Raw genomic sequence first — 20201 nt, 5'->3', positions numbered from 1 at the left:
AGGCTTATTGTACCAATGTTCCCACATTCATGCCTTCTACCACTTTTAAAAGGTTACCGGGTTTATTCATATCGAAAACAATAATGGGTAATTGATTTTCCATACAAAGTGTAAAGGCTGTCATGTCCATTACTTTCAAGTTTTGGTTAATACATTCTTGGAAGCTAATGGTTTCAAAGCGTTTGGCATTTGGTTCTTTTTCAGGATCGGCATTATAAATACCATCAACTCTAGTACCTTTTAGAATAACATCGGCTTTCATTTCAATGGCCCTAAGTGAACCGGCAGTATCAGTAGTGAAATAGGGATTGCCGGTACCTGCACCAAATATTACCACTCTGCCCTTTTCTAAATGTCGCAATGCTTTACGACGAATATAAGGTTCAGCTACTTGTTCCATGTTAATGGCACTTTGTAAACGGGTATAAACACCAATTTTTTCAAGCATGGCTTGCATGGCCATAGCATTAATAACGGTGGCTAACATACCCATATAATCTCCATGCGCCCTTTCAATACCACTTTCAGCCTCATTCATACCCCGATAAATATTACCGCCACCAATAACAATTGCTACCTGAACGCCCAGGTTAGTAACCAATTTAATGTCTTGGGCGTATTGTTCGATAATTTTTGGGTCAAAGGGGTCGCCGTTTTTAACATCGCCAACAAGGGCTTCGCCAGATAATTTTAGCAGAATTCGTTTGTACTTAGGCAGCATATAAAAGGTTGTTGATTAAATGAATGCTATGTGCAACTATTACAATGCAAATAACCTGATTTTTTGTAGAAGTTACAAAACGAAAAAAGGGAACCTTTTTGAAAGTTCCCTTTTTTACTAAAATGGGTGGAAATATTTATCCTAATGCAACGCGTTTAAAAGCAATTACTTTTAAGTCTGCATCAACTGATTTTAAATAGTCGCCAACGCTTTTGCTACCATCTTTTACAAAAGCTTGTGCCAATAATGTTTGCTCTTTGAAGAAGGCGTTTAATTTACCCTCTGCAATTTTAGCAATCATTTCGGCGGGTTTACCGGCCATTTTAGGGTCGGCCGAAATTTGTTCGGTAACAATAGCTCTTTCTCTTTCAACTACATCGGCAGGTACAGAGTTAGCATCAATAGCAACGGGGTTCATAGCGGCAATTTGCATGGCTACATCTTTACCGGCTTCTGCAGCAGCTTTGTTTAAACCTACTAAAACACCCATACGGTTTGCTCCGTGAATGTATGAGGCAACATAAGGAGCTTCAACTCTTTCAAACTTTTGAATGCCAATTTTTTCGCCAATAGCAGCCAGTTTATCATTAATTAAGTCGGCTACTTTAGCACCATTAACGGTAACTTCATTTAATTCGTCAATGCTTTTTACGTTGTTAGCCACTGCTGCATCGGCAATAGATTGAGCAAAGGCAACGAAATCGGCATTTTTAGAAACGAAGTCGGTTTCGCAGCTAATGCAAACAATAAAACCTGTTGTATTATCTGCATTGGTTTTAGCAATAATTACGCCTTCTTTTGCCTCGCGGTCGCTGCGTTTAGCGGCAACTTTTTGGCCTTGTTTGCGTAACCAGTCAATAGCTGCTTCAAAATCGCCATTGGTTTCGGTAAGGGCCTTGCGGCAATCCATCATACCGGCACCGGTTGCTTGGCGTAGTTTATTAATATCGGCTGCGGTTATAGTAACAGTACTCATTGTAATAAATTTTGTTCGGTTAAAAATTGTTGCAAAACTACCTGTACCTATTTCAACAATTGCTAAATGTTTTGTTATGAAATGTTGAAGAATGTAAAGGAAGTTGCAGTGTGCGACGCAACGGAAGTTGAATAAAGTGGCAACAGCCGGGTTCATAAAAATAATGGCAAATGAACCCGGTTTTGTTACAATTTATTATCTACCACCACCAGCGGGACGGCGGCTATTGGGTACTCTGCGTTTGGGGGCGCCACCGGCTTCACCACTGCGGCCTCCTCCTTTACGTGCACGGGCAGCTTCGCTTTGTGCTTCGGCTTCCAGTCTGCGAGCTTTGATTTCTAATTCGTTGGCTTCTTCGTGCGTATCTTCTTCCTCTTTACTTGCTTGGCGTTCTGCTAATCCTTCAGCAATGGCTGCGGTTAAGTAATTGGTAATAATGGCTATGGATTTTGTAGCATCATCATTTGCAGGAATAGGGAAATCCACTTTATTAGGATCGCAATTGGTATCAACCATGCCAAAAGTGGTAATGCCTAAGCGTTTAGCTTCGGCTAAACCAATGTGTTCAACACCAATGTCAACTAAGAAAAGGGCTGCGGGTAAGCGGCTCATTTGTGCAATACCGCCTAACACTTTTTCCATTTTATCTTTATCGCGACTAAGGGTTAAGCGTTCTTTTTTGGTAAGACTTTCAGCGCTACCATCGTTCAGCATTTTTTCAATGCTCTGCATTTTTTTAACGCTTTTACGAACAGTGTTGAAGTTGGTAAGCATACCACCTAACCAGCGTTCAGTAGCGTAAGGCATGTTAACGCGTTTGGCGCATTCGGCTACAATTTCTTTAGCTTGCTTTTTAGTAGCTACGAACATTATTTTTTTGCCGTTTTTGGCAATTTGCTTCATAGCGGCGGCTGCTTCCTGTAAATGGTCAACAGTTTTATTAAGGTCGATAATGTGAATGCCTTTTTTTTCTGCATAGATGAAGGGCAACATTTTAGGATTCCATTTCTTTTTTAAATGGCCAAAATGTACACCGGCATCTAACAACTGCTGCTGTAGTGAAGTATTATTTTCCATTGTGTTTGTATAAATAGTTTGAATGATAAAGTTTTTTGTATCCAAAACCAATTAACGTTTACTGAATTGGAAGCTTTTGCGAGCTTTTTTGTGACCGAATTTCTTACGTTCAACACTGCGAGGATCACGTTTTAATAAGCCGGCAGCTTTTAATGCAGGTCTGAATTCGGGATTTACTTCCAATAGTGCACGGGCAATACCTAGCTTAGCAGCTTCGGCTTGGCCTTTTAAACCACCGCCTTGTGCATTAATAACAATGTCAAATTTATTGGTTACTTCGGCAGTTTTTAAAGGAGATTCTACCTGGTTTTGCAGGTAAACTAACGGAAAGTATTCTTTATAGTCTTTATCGTTCACGGTAATTTTACCTTCACCCTTACTAATAAATACACGGGTTACGGCTTCTTTACGGCGTCCAACTGCGTTTTTTTGTTTTTCCATTTATTTGGAATTGATGGTTGAAAAATGAGTTTAAAATTTTAATTCTTTAGGTTGTTGTGCACTATGCGGATGTTCGTTGCCTGCATATACAAACAACTTATTGAACATTTTACGGCCTAAACGATTTTTGGGTAACATACCTTTAACGGCTCTTTCTAAAACCGCTTCAGGTTTGCGTCTTAATAAATCTTTTGCGGCTTCTTCTTTTTTACCACCAGGGTAACCGGAAAAGTTGATGTACAATTTTTCATCCATTTTGTTGCCGGTAAATATTAATTTATCAGCATTAATAACAACCACATAATCGCCACAGTCTACGTGTGGAGTATAATATGCTTTGTTTTTGCCCCTTAAAACGGCTGCAATTTTGGAAGCAAGGCGCCCTACGGTTTGATTAGTACCGTCTACAACATACCAGTTGTGCTTAACGGTAGCCGCGTTTGCATGCTTGGTAGTGAAATGAAGATGACTCATAATAATGATTTGTTTTAATGATGCCGAAGCTATCCCTTCGGCGAATAGCCCAATTTTTGGGATGGCAAAGGTAGCATGAATGCTTTGAGATTTGCAATTTTATGAGCTCTTTTTTTATCGTGCGTTTATAACTAATTGATTTTCAATAAAAATTTTGTCTCTATTTTTTCTTTATGCCTTTCAACAGGCATTTTTCGGGCATTTTAAGTGGCCGATTAAGGGTAATAGGGCATTAATAGCAACTTTAGGCACTTTACTAAATTAGGATAATATTGTGGTTTTGAATTAGTGGGTTAAATTTTAAAAGTCAATTCCAATCCACTTTCGTTTGTTTTTTTCATATTTCTGAAAGTTGAACTTGTATAATTTGCCGGGGCGGTGTGGTACATCTTGCTCCATTTCACCAATATCAATGAGTAAACCCATTGTGGCAAATTTTTTGCGGAAGTTGCGGCGGTCTAATTGTACGCCTAAAATGGCTTCATATAAATTTTGCAGTTCGCGTAGGGAGAATTTTTCGGGTAATAAATTAAATCCTAAGGGATGTTCTTGAATGCGTTTTTGTAACCATTGGTGGCAGGTATCTAAAATTTCTTTATGGTCGAATGCCATTTCTTTGATTGAATTTACGCTATGCCAGTGCAATTCATTGTCTAAAGTTTTTAACTCGTGGTGTTGAATATTCAATAACGAGCAGTAAGCCACTGTAAGAACTCTGCCCCCCGGGTGGCGGCTGGGTTTACTAAAGGTACGTACTTGGTCAAGATAAACATTGGTCATGCCGGTTCGGGTTTTTAAAACCCTGTAAGCGGCATCATCTAACTCTTCATTGTCTTCTGCAAAATCGCCTAAAAGCGACCATTTGCCTTTATACATTTCAAGGTCACTTCTTATCAGCAATACTTTTAATTCTTCTCCGTCAAAGCCAAAAATTACACAGTCAACCGTAATGGGTACTCGAGGGTATGAATTAACTAGGGCTTTTACATCAGTAATTAATGGGCGCTGCACAGTTGGTTCGGTTAGAACACTTTTGGGTTTCATTGTTGGCAAGTATTAAGTTCATCTTCTAATTCAGAAGAAAATAATGCGGCGTTAAAGGTAATACTTTTAAACGACGTGTAAATTTTACATAAGCACAAAAACGTGTATTTATGGGTAAGCAAGTATTTTTGAGGCTAATTCCAAAAACAATGTACACTGCCGAAAATGTTCATGCATTAAATGCGTTAACTAGAAAATGGATGCAAGTTGAAGCTTTGCCCAATGCTATAGAGTTGGCTGCCGCCGATATTGAAAGCTTGCGCAATGTGTTGCGTTTTCATGAATATCAATACTATGTAGTTGATAACCCATTGATTAGTGATTTTGAATTTGATCGTTTATATAAACTTTTAGAGCGTACAGAAAAAGCACATCCTAATTTAATTTCTTCGGTTTCGCCAACCCAAAGAGTGGGAAATAGCCTGAATCAGAATTTTGTAACGGTACCCCATTTGGTGCCCATGCTTAGTTTAGAAAACAGCTATAATAAAGCCGATTTGTTAGATTGGGATAGAAGAGTTCAGGAAATTGCCCATCAGCCTGACATTGAGTATACCCTAGAACCCAAATTTGATGGGGCGGGCATTTCATTGGTATATGAAAATGATATTTTGGTACGTGCACTTACCCGTGGTGATGGAGTGGAAGGAGAAGATATTACCACTAATATTAAGCAAATACATGCTATTCCATTAACTGCACCATTTTCTACATATGGTATACAACTGATAGAAATTAGGGGGGAAGTTATTATGACGAAGCAATCATTTGCCTTATATAATGAAAAATTAGCCGAGCAGGGCATATCGCCCATGGCTAACCCTCGAAATGCGGCGGCAGGAAGTTTACGCATGAAAGATCCAAAGGAAGTAGCCAAAAGAAATTTGCAAGCTTTTTTATACCATGTTAGTTTTTATACCAAATTGCCCCAGGTAAGTGGCACAGCATCTAAATTATTAAACACACATGCAGGCATGCTGCAGTTGCTATGGGAATGTGGTTTGCATTCGCCAGTAAAAGAAAGGAAATTGGTTAAAGGAATTGATGCAGTAGTGCAACAAGTAGAGGCTTTTGAGCATTTGCGTGATGAGCTGCCTTATGAAATAGATGGCATGGTAATAAAGGTAAACAATTTGGCATTGCAAGAAACGTTGGGAATGACCAGTCATCACCCACGGTGGGCCATTGCCTACAAATTTAAAGCACGTCAGGCTACTACCGTTTTACAGTCGGTTGAATTTCAGGTAGGTCGTACAGGGGCGGTTACGCCTGTTGCCAAGCTGAATCCGGTGGCAATTGGCGGGGTAACGGTATCTAGTATATCTATTCACAATGAAGATTACATTAAGGAAAAAGATTTGAAAATAGGCGATACCGTTTTAATTGAACGAGCCGGCGATGTAATTCCACAAATTGTAAAATCAATACCCGAATTACGAACCGGACATGAAAAAGCAATTCATTTTCCAAAGCATTGTCCGGTATGCCATAGCCCCCTGTTTAAAGAAGAAGGGGAAGCTGTATGGCGTTGTGTAAATATTGAATGTAAAGCCCAAGTATTAGAGCGTATTATTCACTTTGTGAGTAAGGATGCAATGGATATTAAAAGCCTAGGCGAAGCCAACATAAGAAGGTTTTATGAGTTGGGTTTATTGAAAGATATTCCGGGCATTTATCGGTTAGATTTTGCAAAAATTGCGCAGTTAGACGGGTTTGGGAAAAAATCGGTTGAAAATTTGCAAAATGCCATTGAAGCTTCCAAAAAACAGCCTTTGCATCGGCTAATTTATGCTCTGGGCATTCGGTTTGTAGGTGAAACCACTGCTAAAACCTTAGCTAATGCGGTTACTCATTTACTTGAGTTGGCCAAAATGAGTAACGAACAATTACAACAATTGGAAGATATTGGCGTTAAAGTAGCAGGAAGTATTCAGCATTTTTTTAGCAATGCCCAAAATTTGGCTATGCTGAATGAATTAAACGGTTATGGGTTGCAGTTTAATAATGAAAAGCGTACACAAACCCATAACGGTAATTTGCAAGGGCAAACTTTTTTGTTTACCGGAACACTTACAAAATTCAAGCGTTCAGATGCAGAAAGTATGGTTGAGCAACGGGGTGGCATTATAGTTGGCAGTGTAAGCAGTAAGTTAAATTACCTGGTTGTGGGCGAAGATGCCGGTTCAAAACTGGAAAAAGCAAAAAAGATTAATACAATTAAGATAATTGATGAAAATGAATTTCTATCTTTATTGCAACAATAAACAACCTTAACTATGTTTGAACACCTACCCAACGAAAAGTGGCGTCAATTTGATTTCCCAAATTCGAATGCCCTTCAAAAAAAGTATATGGTAAGCAACATGGGAAGAATTGCCTCTTTTACTGAAAATTTTAAAAAAGATGGCACCCTGCTTAAAGGTTCAGCGATTGAAGGATATCGTATCATTCGCCTGAAAGTAAAAGATAGCTACACACATTTTCTGTTACACCGAGCCGTTGCAGAATTGTTTTTGAAAAAGCCTAAGGCCAATGAAAAATTTATTATCCATCTCAATCACAACAAAAAAGATAATAGGGCCGAGAATTTAAAATGGGCTTCACAAGAAGATGTAATTGAACACAACAAAAACAATCCACGTGTAAAAGCAGCTCGTAAAAAAATTCAGCAGCGTACTGCCGAGTTGAAAAAAGGATTGAAGTTGACATTAGCACAGGTAAAAGACATTAAAAAAATGTTGGCTAATCCAAAACGTAAACTTACTTATAAGCAAATGGCTGAAAAGTATGGCGTTAGTGAAATGGCTATTACCCGTATAAAACGTGGTGAAAACTGGGGTCATGTTAAAGTGTAACAACAGTATTTAGTTTATTTATAATTATAAAATCTGCGTTAGCGGAACACCATTGCTGTGCTTCGTTAACTTTTTTATTGCACTATGCTTAATAAATCAACACTTTTGTTTTTAAAGATTCTTGCCAAGCACAATAACCGTGAATGGATGCAAGCAAATAGGCAGGCCTATGAAGCTGCTCGTGCCGATTTTTTGCAATTTACCCAACAGATACTTACAGGTTTTGCAAAGTATGAAGCCGACTTGCTTCCCTTACAACCCAAAGATTGTGTGTTTCGCCAAAACCGTGATGTTAGGTTTAGTGCAGACAAAAGCCCTTATAAAATCAATATGGGTGCTGCATTTTCAAAAGGCGGAAAAAAATCAGTATTGGCGGGCTACTATTTTCATTTAGAACCGGGTAAAAGTTTTGTAGGCGGTGGTCTTTGGATGCCCGATAAAGTGCTCGTACAAAAAGTGCGACAGGAAATTGACTATTGTTGGGATGAATGGCAATTAATGCTAAAACATAAATCGTTTCAAAAATATTACGACGATTTTAGCCGAGAACCGGAAATGGTTTTGCAACGTGAACCCAAAGGGTATGATAAAAATAATCCGGCTATTGCTTATTTAAAAATGAAAAGCTGGGTAGCTGCACAACCTTTATCCGATGCATCCTTAACCGAACCCAACTTAGTTAAAAATGTAATTGATGCGTTTAAAGCATTACAGCCATTTGTGCATTTTATGAACAGAGCCATAGAGGGTTAATGTATAAACGCAACAGAAGGTTTTACATAGTTCCACGCTTTACCTAAATAGGCTATCACCTGTGTGGCAATTAAACTTTCTTCTGCTTCTGTCTCTAAAGCCAAATCAGCCGCAGTACCGTGCAAGTAAACGCCCAAGCGTGCTGCAATGCATGGCTCATATTTTTGTGCCAGCAAAGCAGTAATAATTCCCGTTAATACATCGCCGGAACCACCTTTTGCCAATCCCGCATTGCCGGTAGTATTAAAAAAGCCTTTTCCTTGATGGGCTATTAATGTATGGTGACCTTTTAACACAATGGTTAACGGATATTGTTGCGTTAGTGCTAAAGCCTTATGCAGGCGCTCAAAATCATTCGCACATTTTCCAAAAACCCGATCAAATTCTTTGGGATGCGGTGTTAAAATACTTTCATTAGGTAAAAGTCCCAACCACTCTGTATTTTCAGCCAATATAGAAAGTGCATCCGCATCTATAACCATGGGTTGTTTAAAATGTGATATTAAATTGAACAATATTTGCTGTGAAGCATCATTTACTCCCAAGCCTGGTCCAATTCCAATAGCGGTGTAATGATTAAGATTGTCAATTATATTACTGCGTAGTAATAGCATGGCCTCCGGATAACAGATGTTTAATGCAGTTGCTCCTGATTGGGGTATTTGTGCAGTTACTAAACCGGTCCCACTACGTAATGCCGCACCCGTTGCCATGATAGCTGCGCCCATTTTTTCTTCACTACCGGCAATAATTAGTGCATGACCAAATTGCCCTTTATGAGAAAAGGTATCTCTAGTGTGTATGCATTGCTGAATATCTTCCAGTTCGGTTAGTTGTAAGTTTGTATCTATGGTGCTTAAGTAAGCCGGATGTAATCCAATGTCTAATATTTGCACCTGGCCAAAAAAAGCTGCATTTTCAGGAATTAAAAAACAAAGTTTGGCGCATTGAATAGTAAGGGTATAGTTGGCTTTTACAATATTGGTACTTTCAGTATGTTGGTCAATATACATACCGGTGGGTACATCAATAGCTATTACTATAGCGTTGACTGTATTAATATGTGCTGCAATTAAAGCATATAAGCCTGAAAGGGGTTTGTTTAAGCCTACTCCCAATAAGGCATCAATTACAATAGATTCATCAGGTATAGGTGGTAATAAATTTTCCGATGAAATATATTGAATGGGTATTCCCAAAACATGTAATCGATGCAAATTTTCTTGAAAATTATCGGTACCCGGTTTTCCAAATTCTGCAATGAAAACTTTGGGTGTAAAGCCTGCTTCATGCAATAGTCTTGCAATAGCTAAACCATCACCACCATTGTTGCCTTTGCCACAAAAAATATAAATAGGTTGCTTTAAAAAAGGTTGTTTCAATATCCATTGTGTACAAGCTTTCGCTGCTATTTCCATTAAGTCAATAGAAGCAATGGGCGTATTGGCAATGGTATAAGCATCCCACTCTTGTAATTGCGCGGCAGATAATAATTTCATGCAATAAAGTTATTATAAAAAAACACCTTCTCGCAAATTTCTATTTTTGAGAAGGTGTAAAAAACAAGCACTAAAAAAAGCGCTACAACAAATGATTCGCCAATAAGTATTCTGCAATTTGTACTGCATTAGTTGCAGCACCTTTGCGTAAATTATCGCTTACTACCCACATATTTAATGTTTTGGGTTGTGTTTCATCGCGACGAATACGACCCACAAAAACCTCGTCTTTTTCATGTGCCCACAATGGCATGGGATACAATTGTGCTGCATCATCTTGTTGAACTACAATACCCGGTGCGTTGTTCAATAAATTAATAATATTGGGCAGTTCAAATTCTTTTTCAAATTCAATATTCACACTTTCACTATGGCCGCCAATTACAGGAATTCTTACAGTTGTAGCTGTAACACGAATATTATCGTCCTGCATAATTTTTTTGGTTTCATTCACCATTTTCATTTCTTCTTTCGTGTAGCCATTTTCTAAAAACACATCTATTTGAGGAATTACATTCAAATCAATAGGATATTTATATGCCATTTCGCCCTGTACGCCTTTGCGTTCATTCATTAATTGGTCAACAGCTTTTTTGCCGGTACCCGTAACACTTTGATAAGTGCTTACTACAATTCGTTTAATAGTGAAGGCTTTATGTAATGGTTGCAATGCTACTACCATTTGAATGGTTGAGCAATTGGGGTTCGCAATAATAAAATCATCTTTAGTTAATACAGCGGCATTTACTTCTGGCACTACCAATTTTTTGGTAGGGTCCATTCGCCAAGCACTTGAATTATCAATTACTTTAATACCTGCTGCTGCAAATTTGGGTGCCCACTCCAATGAGGTGCTGCCTCCGGCAGAAAACAATGCCACGGCAGGTTTTGCAGCAATTACTGCTTCCATGCCAACAACAGCATAAGGGTTTCCTTTAAACATTACCTGTTTGCCAACGGATTTTTCCGAAGCAACGGGAATTAATTCACTAACGGGGAAGTTTCTTTCTTCCAATACCTGTAACATTTTTGAGCCCACTAAACCGGTAGCTCCAACTACGGCTACTTTCATTTTTTGTTTTTTTGGTGATAGAATAATGTTTGCTTGCTCTAATTGGTTGTGTACATTTTACAATGAAGCATAAAAAAACCTTCCAACAATGGGAAGGTTTTTTATTTATGTTGTCTATACACAAAAAAGTACCTTCCCGTTAAACAGGTTTTTTGGTACGTTTGGTATAGATATTTGTATTCATTGCGGTTGCGAAATTAGAGCCAAAATTCATTTTGCCAAAATTATTTTCATGTACCTTCACTTTTAAATTGAAAATTATGATACGATCTGCAATTGCCGGTATTGGAATGTATGTACCAGAACAAGTAGTAACGAATAGCGATTTGTTACAATACATGGATACCAGTGATGCCTGGATTCAGGAAAGAACGGGAATTAAAGAAAGAAGATTTGCCCATCGTACCAAAGAAACTACCACAACAATGGGTGTTGAAGCCGCTAAAATTGCTATTGAGCGTGCTGGCTTAACCCCACAGGATATTGATTTTATTGTTTTTGCCACTCTCTCGCCCGATTATTATTTTCCCGGATGCGGGGTATTATTGCAACGTGGCTTAAAAATGAAAGAAATTGGTGCATTAGATGTGCGCAATCAATGTAGTGGGTTTGTATATGCGTTAAGTGTTGCCGATCAATTTATAAAAACAGGAATGTATAAAAATGTATTAGTAGTGGGTTCGGAAAAACATAGTTTTGGATTAGATTTTAGCACTCGTGGACGTAATGTGAGTGTAATTTTTGGTGATGGAGCCGGTGCCGTTGTGTTGCAACCTACTGAAGAAAACAACCGGGGAATTTTAAGTACGCACCTGCATAGTGATGGTGAATCGGCCGAAATACTGGCTATGTATAATCCAGGCACACATGCTAATCATTGGGGTACTCAAAACTATGCAACTTTTGATGAAGCCCCCATTGGTAAAATGTTTATGAGCCATGCCATGATTGACAATGCACAAAATTTTCCTTATATGGATGGTCCGGCTGTATTTAAAAAGGCAGTAGTAAAATTTCCTGAAGTTATCAAGGAAGCCTTGCAAGCTAATAACTATAAACCTGCTGATATTGACATGTTAATTCCTCATCAGGCTAATTTGCGTATTGCACAATTTGTGCAACAACAGTTGGGCTTAACAGACGAAAAGGTATTTAACAATATTCAATACTATGGAAATACTACAGCTGCCTCAATACCCATAGCCCTTTGTGAAGCATGGGAGCATGGTAAAATACAAAAAGGTAATTTAGTTTGCTTGGCTGCTTTTGGTAGTGGTTTTACTTGGGCTAGTGCTTTGTTAAAATGGTAATTCATTATAATGGATGCCTTGTAATTTCTCTTTGTTAAATCCCATGTAATACTTGAAAGCATGTCACGTAAAATCTTATACTTAATAAATCCAATTTCAGGTACTTCAAAAAAAGATGGAATAATACACTTGATTGAAAAAGAAACGAATGCTAGGAAAATTGCATTCGAAATTTTGCCTACTTCACCCATTGCAAACTATGATGTAGTTAAAGATAAAATTGAACAGGAAGATTTTACGGATGTAGTAATATCGGGTGGAGATGGTACTGTTAACCAAGTTACTCGTGCTTTGCGCCATTGCAAAGTAAATTTTGGTATTATACCATCAGGTTCAGGTAACGGGTTAGCCTTTGCGGCAAATATTCCAAAAAAAACTAAGGCTGCATTGTCCGTAATTTTTGAAGGAAAGCCCATGCCGGTTGATGCATTTACCATGAATCAACATTACTCTTGCATGTTAAGTGGGTTAGGCTTCGATGCTGAAGTGGCACATCGGTTTGCCATGAATTCCAAACGTGGTTTATTTACTTATACCAAAGAAAGTTTAATCAACTTTTTTAAAGCACAGCCTTTTCAGTTTGAAGTTGTATTGAATGACTTTTCTTTTTTCACGGATGCTTTTGCCATAACCATTGCCAATAGTAACCAATTCGGTAATAATTTAACCATAGCCCCTGCTGCCAGTTTAAATGACGGGCTGTTAGATATTGTAATTATTCAAAAAATGAATAAAGCAAAAATACCTTTTGCACTATTAAAACAAATTAAAGGAAATAATAAATTGCAAGAACTGGTAAATGAAATTACACATAAAAATGTTATTTATTTTCAAACTGCTTCTATTACCATTCACAATTTAAAGCATGCTCCTTTGCACATTGATGGAGAGCCAATAGAAACAAGCGACTCGATTTTTGTGAATACTATTCCAAGTGCTTTTTCATTGATTCAACCAAATAGATTAAATTAATTTTTATGCATTTTTTTGCATAAAAAATGTAACTGCTTTGTTGATTTTTTTTATCTTACCATTTTATTACTCTACACTTTTAAAACAGTGTGATTAAGTAATTCATTTATTCACTTATAATAAAATCAATATGAAAAAAGTATTAGTTGCTCTTGATTACAATCCTTCTGCTGAGCAAATTGCCGAGAAAGCTAATGAGTTGGCCCAATCTATGAATGCAGAATTGTGCTTAGTGCATGTTGTTGCAGATGCCAGTTATTATGCAGTTGATTATTCACCCATTATGGGATTTGGTGGTTTTAACACTGTGAATAATATTGAAATGGTAGAAGAGTTAAAAAAACAAGCTGAACATTTTTTAACTGCTGCAGCAAAACACTTAGGCAATAATAATATTAAAACAATGGTATTAGAAGGCGATACTGCCTCTGCTATTTTAGATTATGCAGATGAGTATAATGCCGATGTAATAGTTTTAGGCTCGCATAGTTTAAGCGCAATTGATACTTTGTTACTAGGTAACGTTACGGCAAAAATTTTAAGGCAAACCAAAAAGCCATTATATATTGTTCCCAGCAGTAAATAATTTAAAATAGATATATATGGCTGAAATAACCCTGCAAGAACAACTACAACATTTCGGCACCAACATACAATCAGGCCTTACTAACGAACAGGTAAACGGCTTGCAGCAAAAGTATGGATGGAATGAAGTGAAAGAAAAGAAAACACCAGCCTATCTACTTTTTTTAAAACATTTTTGGGGTTTAACTGCCTGGATGCTTGAAGCTACAGTTATTGTTTCATTTTTATTACATCGAAATTTTGATGGGTGGTTAATTGCAGGGTTACTGCTTTTTAATGGGATTGTTGGTTTTTGGCAGGAAATGCGTGCTGCAAAAACGGTAGAATCGTTAAAAGCAAAGCTTACTGTAACGGTTAGGGTTTTGCGTAATGGCTATTGGGTGAGTTTACCCTCAAAGGCTATTGTTCCCGGCGATATACTCCGCATTCGTACCGGTGATTTTTTAGTAGCGGATATGTTGGTGATAAATGGACACTTACAGGTTGACAAATCTGCGTTAACCGGTGAATCTGCTTTAATTGACGCAAAAGAAAATGAAACTATTTATGCAGGGTCCATTGTTAAAAATGGTGAGTGTACTGCTTTGGTTATTGCTACTGCAACGAATACGCTGTTTGGGAAAACAGAAGGTTTAATCATGTCGGCCAAACATAAAATGCACATGGAAGAAGTGGTTGGGAAAGTAGTGCAAATTTTATTTTCAATTGTGGTAGTTGTATTGGGTATAACTGTGGTAAATGCATTATTGGGTGGTGAATCGTTTATAGCTACTTTGCCATTAATACTAATATTGTTAGTGTCGGCAGTACCTATTGGTTTACCGGCTATGTTTACCATTAGTATGGCCAAGGCTTCGCAAGAATTATCTGAAAAAGGTTTATTGGTTAGCCGATTAAGCGCTACTGAAGATGCCGCAACGTTAACTACTTTGTGTATTGATAAAACCGGAACTATTACTGAAAACAAATTATCTCTACAAGATATTAAACCTATACCCAATTTTACTGATAAGGATGTTCTACTATATGGCACTTTAGCTTCGGTTAAAGCGAATAATGATGCCATTGATGATGCTTTTTTTAATCGGTTGAGTAAAGAAGGCATAAGTTTATCGGATTATCAACAACAATCTTTTGTGCCCTTTTCTGCGGCCAATAAAAGAACAGAAGCAACCATTCAGCATTATAATGAAACCTTTGTTATACTGAAAGGAGCTTATTTAACTATACAAGAATTATGTACTCATCCTGAGCATATATTAGATAAAACTGTTGATGCCTGGGCTACAAAAGGTTTTAAAACCATTGCAGTGGCCATTAAAAAAAACAATACAACTGAATTAGTAGGTATTGCTGCTTTATATGATCCTCCTCGTCCCGACTCGGCCGAAATGTTGGCTGCCATTAAACAATTAGGTGTAACAGTAAAAATGCTAACCGGGGATGCCCTTCCGGTTGCTAAGGAAATTGCCTTACAGGCGGGCGTAGGTAAAAATATTGTTGCCATTAATGAGGTTAGGGTTATGTTGCAGCAATCCGGTTCCGTTATTGCTCAATATGATGGTTTTGCGGAAGTTTTGCCGGAGGATAAATACAATATTGTAAAAAGCTTGCAACAGCAAAAACAAATAACGGGAATGACGGGTGATGGTGTGAATGATGCACCTGCTTTAAAACAAGCTGAGGTTGGAATTGCTGTAAGTTCTGCTACCGATGTGGCTAAACAAGCTGCCAGTATTATTTTGTTACAAAACGGATTGAAACAAATTGTTGATTTATTAAGAGTAGGAAGAATAACACATACCCGAATTGCAAACTACACCGTTAATAAAATTGCTAAAACTTTACAAACCATTTTGTTTGTATGCATTGCTTATTTGCTAACAAAAAAATTTGTTGTCGGCCCCATTGATATGGTATTGATGTTGTTTTTAATTGATTTTGTGGTTTTGGCATTGGCAACCGACAAAGTGCAATGGAGTAAACAACCGGCTAATTGGAATATAAAGCCAATGGTAATGAAAGGCTTTGTATTAGGTATTTTACTTTTTGCGGAATGCTTGTTTTGGTTTTTATGGGCTTCTCATCAATTTAAAATCAGTAATGCGGAGCTTGCTCATTCTCTAGGTTTTGCTACACTTTTTTATTCAGGCATATGTTCAGTAATAACAGTGCGCACTAATGGGCGATTTTATAAAGAACCCATCAGTAAAACCTTACTATGGGTAATTATTGCTGATATTGTTTTGGTATTAATTTTATTGCCTATTGGCTTTACCGGATTTGCTGCTTTGCCCATTGTTCCTGCTGCATGTACACTGGCTTTCTTTTTATTTTGCAACTTAGTAATTAACGATTCAGTTAAAGTTATTTTGCTGAATTACTTTGCCAAGAAACAGCAGTAATGAAATAAAAAATTTTAGTTGCTTTTTTGTAATCTAAGCATTATCACATCATGCCCACCAACCGTGTTGCTATATGGCTTATTGGTATTCCCTTCTGTAGTGTTGGTCCATAAATTTTTAATATTATAAATATTGGTTACAGCGTTTAGCGTAGCTTTTGATAATGTATCAACAATGGGGTGTTGTTTCCAATCCATACTAAATTTTACCGGTTTATTGCTTCTATTCAAAAAACAAACAGCCCAGTCACCATTTTGCAAAGGTTTTAACCAGGTTTCAACACTGTCTTTTTCTGTATATGCAAAACCTTCAATACCTAAAGGATCTTGGTCAACAGCAATTACATTTTTATTGATTAACACATTTTTAGTGGCTACCGTCATCTTTCTTAAATCATTACCCGCCATTAAAGGTGCAGCCAATATGCACCACATTGAAAAATGAGCACGATTTTCCGCATCCGTTAAACCATTGCCCACTTCTAACATATCAGGATCATTCCAATGTCCGGGTCCTGCATATGCACGAAGTCCTTTTTGTAAATCAATAATTTTTAAAACACCTAAGGCTTGCCAGGTGCCCATGTTTTTAGTACCTGCAAAAACATTGGATATGTCACCGGTAGTTCGCCATAAATGGCCAACATTGCTTGCCCATTCCCAGGGTTTGTTTTGTCCCCATTCACACAAACTAAAAACAATGGGGCTGCCGGTAGCTGCCAAAGCCTTGCTCATGGTAGTGTAAGCCTCTTTAGCATTAATACCTTCCGTATTACACCAATCAAATTTCAAATAATCTACTCCGTGAGCTGCATAATAACGAGCATCTTGATATTCATACCCTCTGGTGCCGGGGTAACCCGCACAGGTTTTAGTACCTGCACAATTGTATAAGCCAAATTTTAAACCTTTGGCATGTACATAATCTGCTAAGGCTTTAATACCATGTGGAAATTTTTTGGGGTCGGCAACTAAATTCCCATCCTTATCACGTTCCATGGCCATCCAACCATCATCCAGCACTAAGTACTCATAGCCTGCATCTTTCATGCCACTACTCACCATTATGTCTGCAATATCTTTTACCAGTTGCTCATTTATGTTGGTTGCAAAAGTGTTCCAACTATTCCAACCCATTGGCGGTGTTAGTGCCAGCCCTTGCATTTTTTGAGTATAAGCTTGCAAACAAGAGATTAATCCCAAAAAGAGTAGGTATTTTTTCATAATAATTCTTTTAAATATTATTCTGCAAGTATTGCTTCTATTTGCTTCAACTCTTCATTGCTAAAGCTATAATGCTTTAATGCCTTTAATGAATCCGTTAATTGCTCCGGTTTACTAATGCCAACTATTACAGAAGTAATTCTTGGGTCTTTTAAAATCCATGCTAAAGCCATTTGTGCCAAGCTTTGGTTTCTTTGTTGTGCAACATTATTTAAAGCATTAATCTTTTTTATTAATTCAGGTGTAATGGTATTTTCTTCAATGGCACCATTGCCTCTATGACTGGCTGCTCTGCTGTTTTCAGGAATGCCATTTAAATATTTGTTGGTTAATAATCCCTGTGCCAAGGGTGAAAATGCAATACAGCCAACTCCATTTTGTTCCAGTGTTTGTAATAATCCATCTTCAACCCAACGGTCAAGCATAGAATATTTTGGTTGGTGAATTAAACAGTGTGTACCCATTTTCGCAAGTATATCAACAGCTTTTTGTGTTGTTTCGGGCGGATAGCTGGAAATGCCAACGTATAGGGCTTTGCCTTGTTGTACCATTAAATGTAAGGCAGCCATTGTTTCTTCTAAAGGAGTATTGGGGTCGGGCCGATGATGATAAAAAATATCTACATAGTCCAAACCCATTCTTTTTAAACTTTGATCTAAGCTGGCCATTAAATATTTCTTTGAGCCATAATCACCATAAGGGCCTTCCCACATTTTCCAGCCGGCTTTGGTACTTATAATTAATTCGTCGCGATAAGGTAAAAAATCAGTCTTGAATATTTTTCCGAAATTACTTTCGGCAGCCCCAGGAGGAGGACCATAATTATTAGCTAAGTCGAAATGGGTAATACCATTGTCGAATGCTAAACGTAAAATACTTTGTGCATTTGATAAAGGATCAATGTCACCGAAATTATGCCATAGGCCTAATGATAAGGCAGGCAATAATAATCCACTTTTACCGCACCTGCGATATTCCATTTGTTGGTAACGATTTTCATTAGGCAAGTAAGACATACGTATTGTTTTTATTTTAAAACTGATGTGTGAAAAATGTTCAACCGGTAAAACCTAAAGGTAAGATTCTGTATTTATTCACTAAGAAAAGAAACTAATTATTGACCTACATCAAATTGTTTACACCAATACACTTAGTTTTTTGTGATTCAGGGTTTTGTCAGTACCTTTTCTGCAATGTGAATTCCTAAATTGCTTGACAATGAAAAAAATGCTGATTCTGCTCTTTGTTATTTTACAAACCAATGTAACAATAGCAAATCGGAATACCTTTTCAGAACATCCTACTTTACCGATTGGTGCACCGGCACCGGATTTTAAACTGCCTGCTACCGATGGTAAATGGTATTCATTATCATCTTTTAAAAATGCAAAAATATTAGTGATAGTATTTACCTGTAATCATTGTCCCACTGCACAAGCTTATGAGGATAAAATTATAGCATTAACGAATCGATATAAAGACAAAGGCGTGGCCGTTGTTGCTATTATGCCCAACGATCCAAAATCAATTCGGTTAGATGAATTGGGTTATACAGATTTAAGTGATTCATTTGATGAAATGAAAATTAGGGCTGCGGAAAAGCATTTCAACTTCCCTTATTTGTATGATGGCGATAATCAAGAAGTTTCAAAAAAATATGGTCCGATAGCTACGCCTCATGTATTTATTTTTGATGCAGAAAGGAAACTGCGGTATTCAGGGCGCGTAGATGATACAGAAAAGCCCGGGAAAACGCCAAAACATACCGATGCAGCTAATGCTATTGATGAAATGCTTGCCGGCAAACCCGTTACCGTTAGTACAACAAAAGTGTTCGGCTGTTCCATAAAATGGGCTGAAAAAAGTAACTGGATTACTTTGGCTCAACAACAATGGGCTGCGGAACCGGTAAGTTTAAGCGCCGTTCCTATTGATTCTATTAAAGCCCTATTAAAAAACACCTCTAATAAATTACGGTTAATTAATGTTTGGGCAACCTGGTGCGGACCTTGTGTAACTGAGTTCCCCGAATTCATTACTATGAATAGAATGTTCCGAGGGCGCGATTTTGAGTTTGTTTCCATAAGTGCCGATGATCCTTCCAAACAAGCTAAAGCATTGGACTTTTTAAAATCGCAACAAGCTTCATCCAAAAATTATATACTCAATACAGATGATAAATATGCTTTAATAAATGCCATTGACCCAAAATGGCAAGGTGCTTTGCCTTACACTATACTTGTTGAGCCGGGTGGTAAAATTGTATATGCACATGAAGGTGCCATTGATCCTGCGGCATTAAAAAAAATAATTGTTGATAATGCATATATTGGGCGATACTATTAAACCAATAAACTTTTTGTAGTTAAAAAAAATAGAATGGGAAAAATAATAAAATGGGGCATCTTAGGTTGTGGAAAAATTGCCGTAAAATTTGCTTCTGATTTAAAATTGGTAAAAGATGCTCAACTGAGTGCAGTAGCTGCTCGTTCTTTGTCATCTGCTGAAAGTTTTGCGAAAAACTTCAATGCTGATAAAGCTTATGGCAGTTATTTAGATTTAGTAAATGATGCAGCTATTGATGTAATATATGTTGCTACTCCGCATAGCTTTCATTTTGAACATACAATGTTATGTTTACAACATGGTAAAGCGGTATTGTGTGAAAAACCATTTGCAATCAATACTAAACAGGCCAAAGCCATGATTGCATTGGCAAAGCAGCAAAAAGTGTTTTTAATGGAAGCTTTATGGACTAAGTTTTTGCCGCACTACCAACAATTAATGCAAATTA

At 37.5% G+C, this 20201-nt stretch carries 19 protein-coding genes; 9 read left to right on the top strand and 10 right to left on the bottom strand.

The features are described 5' to 3' along the window. Window positions 1-4 precede the first annotated feature (4 nt). From pyrH to ACP5P5_RS05830, 6 genes are all read right to left on the bottom strand, one after another. Entirely contained in the window at window positions 5-721 is a 717-nt protein-coding gene (pyrH, locus tag ACP5P5_RS05855) for a UMP kinase (RefSeq protein WP_111294816.1), read from the bottom strand. A gap of 136 nt (window positions 722-857) precedes the next feature. Beyond that, a complete protein-coding gene (gene tsf / locus ACP5P5_RS05850; protein WP_428285170.1) occupies window positions 858-1697 on the bottom strand; it encodes a translation elongation factor Ts in 840 nt (279 codons plus the stop codon). Window positions 1698-1892: 195 nt separating this feature from the next. Then, window positions 1893-2774 (bottom strand): 30S ribosomal protein S2, encoded by an 882-nt coding sequence (gene rpsB / locus ACP5P5_RS05845; RefSeq protein ID WP_428285169.1) that lies wholly within the window; start codon window positions 2772-2774, stop codon window positions 1893-1895. Between the two features lie 51 nt (window positions 2775-2825). After that, complete coding sequence (gene rpsI, locus ACP5P5_RS05840; RefSeq protein ID WP_428285168.1) at window positions 2826-3215, bottom strand: 30S ribosomal protein S9; 390 nt, start codon at window positions 3213-3215, stop codon at window positions 2826-2828. Between the two features lie 30 nt (window positions 3216-3245). Further along, window positions 3246-3689: a 50S ribosomal protein L13 gene (gene rplM / locus ACP5P5_RS05835; protein WP_428285167.1), complete on the bottom strand. Its 444-nt coding sequence runs from the start codon at window positions 3687-3689 to the stop codon at window positions 3246-3248. A gap of 300 nt (window positions 3690-3989) precedes the next feature. After that, on the bottom strand, window positions 3990-4733 hold the full coding sequence (locus ACP5P5_RS05830; protein ID WP_428285166.1) for an NUDIX hydrolase: 744 nt from the start codon (window positions 4731-4733) through the stop codon (window positions 3990-3992). A 149-nt stretch (window positions 4734-4882) separates the two neighbouring features. Between ACP5P5_RS05830 and ligA the strand changes: the two genes are divergently transcribed. The 3 genes from ligA (at window position 4883) to ACP5P5_RS05815 (ending at window position 8341) form a co-directional block, all read left to right on the top strand. Beyond that, the gene (gene ligA, locus ACP5P5_RS05825; protein WP_428285165.1) at window positions 4883-6997 is read left to right on the top strand and encodes an NAD-dependent DNA ligase LigA; all 2115 of its coding nucleotides are present in this window, start codon (window positions 4883-4885) and stop codon (window positions 6995-6997) included. Window positions 6998-7009: 12 nt separating this feature from the next. After that, entirely contained in the window at window positions 7010-7588 is a 579-nt protein-coding gene (locus ACP5P5_RS05820; protein WP_428285164.1) for an HNH endonuclease, read from the top strand. Window positions 7589-7693: 105 nt separating this feature from the next. Then, the gene (locus tag ACP5P5_RS05815; RefSeq protein WP_428285163.1) at window positions 7694-8341 is read left to right on the top strand and encodes a DUF2461 domain-containing protein; all 648 of its coding nucleotides are present in this window, start codon (window positions 7694-7696) and stop codon (window positions 8339-8341) included. Here ACP5P5_RS05815 and ACP5P5_RS05810 read toward each other — a convergent pair. Both ACP5P5_RS05810 and ACP5P5_RS05805 read right to left on the bottom strand, forming a co-directional pair. After that, window positions 8338-9840, bottom strand: coding sequence for an NAD(P)H-hydrate dehydratase (locus tag ACP5P5_RS05810; protein ID WP_428285162.1), 1503 nt, complete (start codon window positions 9838-9840; stop codon window positions 8338-8340). The two genes, ACP5P5_RS05815 and ACP5P5_RS05810, sit on opposite strands and share 4 nt — an antisense overlap. Window positions 9841-9922: 82 nt before the next feature. Then, window positions 9923-10912: an aspartate-semialdehyde dehydrogenase gene (locus ACP5P5_RS05805; RefSeq protein ID WP_428285161.1), complete on the bottom strand. Its 990-nt coding sequence runs from the start codon at window positions 10910-10912 to the stop codon at window positions 9923-9925. A gap of 260 nt (window positions 10913-11172) precedes the next feature. On the opposite strand from ACP5P5_RS05805, the gene ACP5P5_RS05800 reads away from it, so the two are divergent. The 4 genes from ACP5P5_RS05800 (at window position 11173) to ACP5P5_RS05785 (ending at window position 16184) form a co-directional block, all read left to right on the top strand. Beyond that, the gene (locus ACP5P5_RS05800; protein WP_428285160.1) at window positions 11173-12222 is read left to right on the top strand and encodes a 3-oxoacyl-ACP synthase III family protein; all 1050 of its coding nucleotides are present in this window, start codon (window positions 11173-11175) and stop codon (window positions 12220-12222) included. A gap of 60 nt (window positions 12223-12282) precedes the next feature. Continuing rightward, entirely contained in the window at window positions 12283-13194 is a 912-nt protein-coding gene (locus tag ACP5P5_RS05795) for a diacylglycerol/lipid kinase family protein (RefSeq protein WP_428285159.1), read from the top strand. 130 nt (window positions 13195-13324) lie between these two features. Beyond that, window positions 13325-13780, top strand: a complete 456-nt coding sequence (locus ACP5P5_RS05790; protein WP_428285158.1) for a universal stress protein — start codon at window positions 13325-13327, stop codon at window positions 13778-13780. A gap of 16 nt (window positions 13781-13796) precedes the next feature. After that, the gene (locus tag ACP5P5_RS05785; RefSeq protein WP_428285157.1) at window positions 13797-16184 is read left to right on the top strand and encodes a plasma-membrane proton-efflux P-type ATPase; all 2388 of its coding nucleotides are present in this window, start codon (window positions 13797-13799) and stop codon (window positions 16182-16184) included. Between the two features lie 14 nt (window positions 16185-16198). On the opposite strand, the gene ACP5P5_RS05780 is transcribed toward ACP5P5_RS05785, so the two are convergent. Both ACP5P5_RS05780 and mgrA read right to left on the bottom strand, forming a co-directional pair. Further along, window positions 16199-17407, bottom strand: coding sequence for a glycoside hydrolase family 27 protein (locus ACP5P5_RS05780; RefSeq protein WP_428285156.1), 1209 nt, complete (start codon window positions 17405-17407; stop codon window positions 16199-16201). A 17-nt stretch (window positions 17408-17424) separates the two neighbouring features. Then, complete coding sequence (gene mgrA / locus ACP5P5_RS05775) at window positions 17425-18423, bottom strand: L-glyceraldehyde 3-phosphate reductase (protein WP_428285155.1); 999 nt, start codon at window positions 18421-18423, stop codon at window positions 17425-17427. Between the two features lie 202 nt (window positions 18424-18625). Here mgrA and ACP5P5_RS05770 point away from each other — a divergent pair, with 202 nt between their 5' ends. After that, window positions 18626-19753, top strand: a complete 1128-nt coding sequence (locus ACP5P5_RS05770) for a redoxin family protein (RefSeq protein ID WP_428285154.1) — start codon at window positions 18626-18628, stop codon at window positions 19751-19753. Between the two features lie 33 nt (window positions 19754-19786). Continuing rightward, the coding region (locus ACP5P5_RS05765) for a Gfo/Idh/MocA family protein (RefSeq protein ID WP_428285153.1) at window positions 19787-20201 on the top strand (415 nt) is incomplete at its 3' end.

The organism is Hydrotalea sp. (assembly GCF_049968455.1).
GTDB lineage: Bacteria > Bacteroidota > Bacteroidia > Chitinophagales > Chitinophagaceae > Hydrotalea.
Note: the sequence above shows the minus strand (reverse complement) of the source record. Positions and strands in the feature narration are given on the sequence as shown.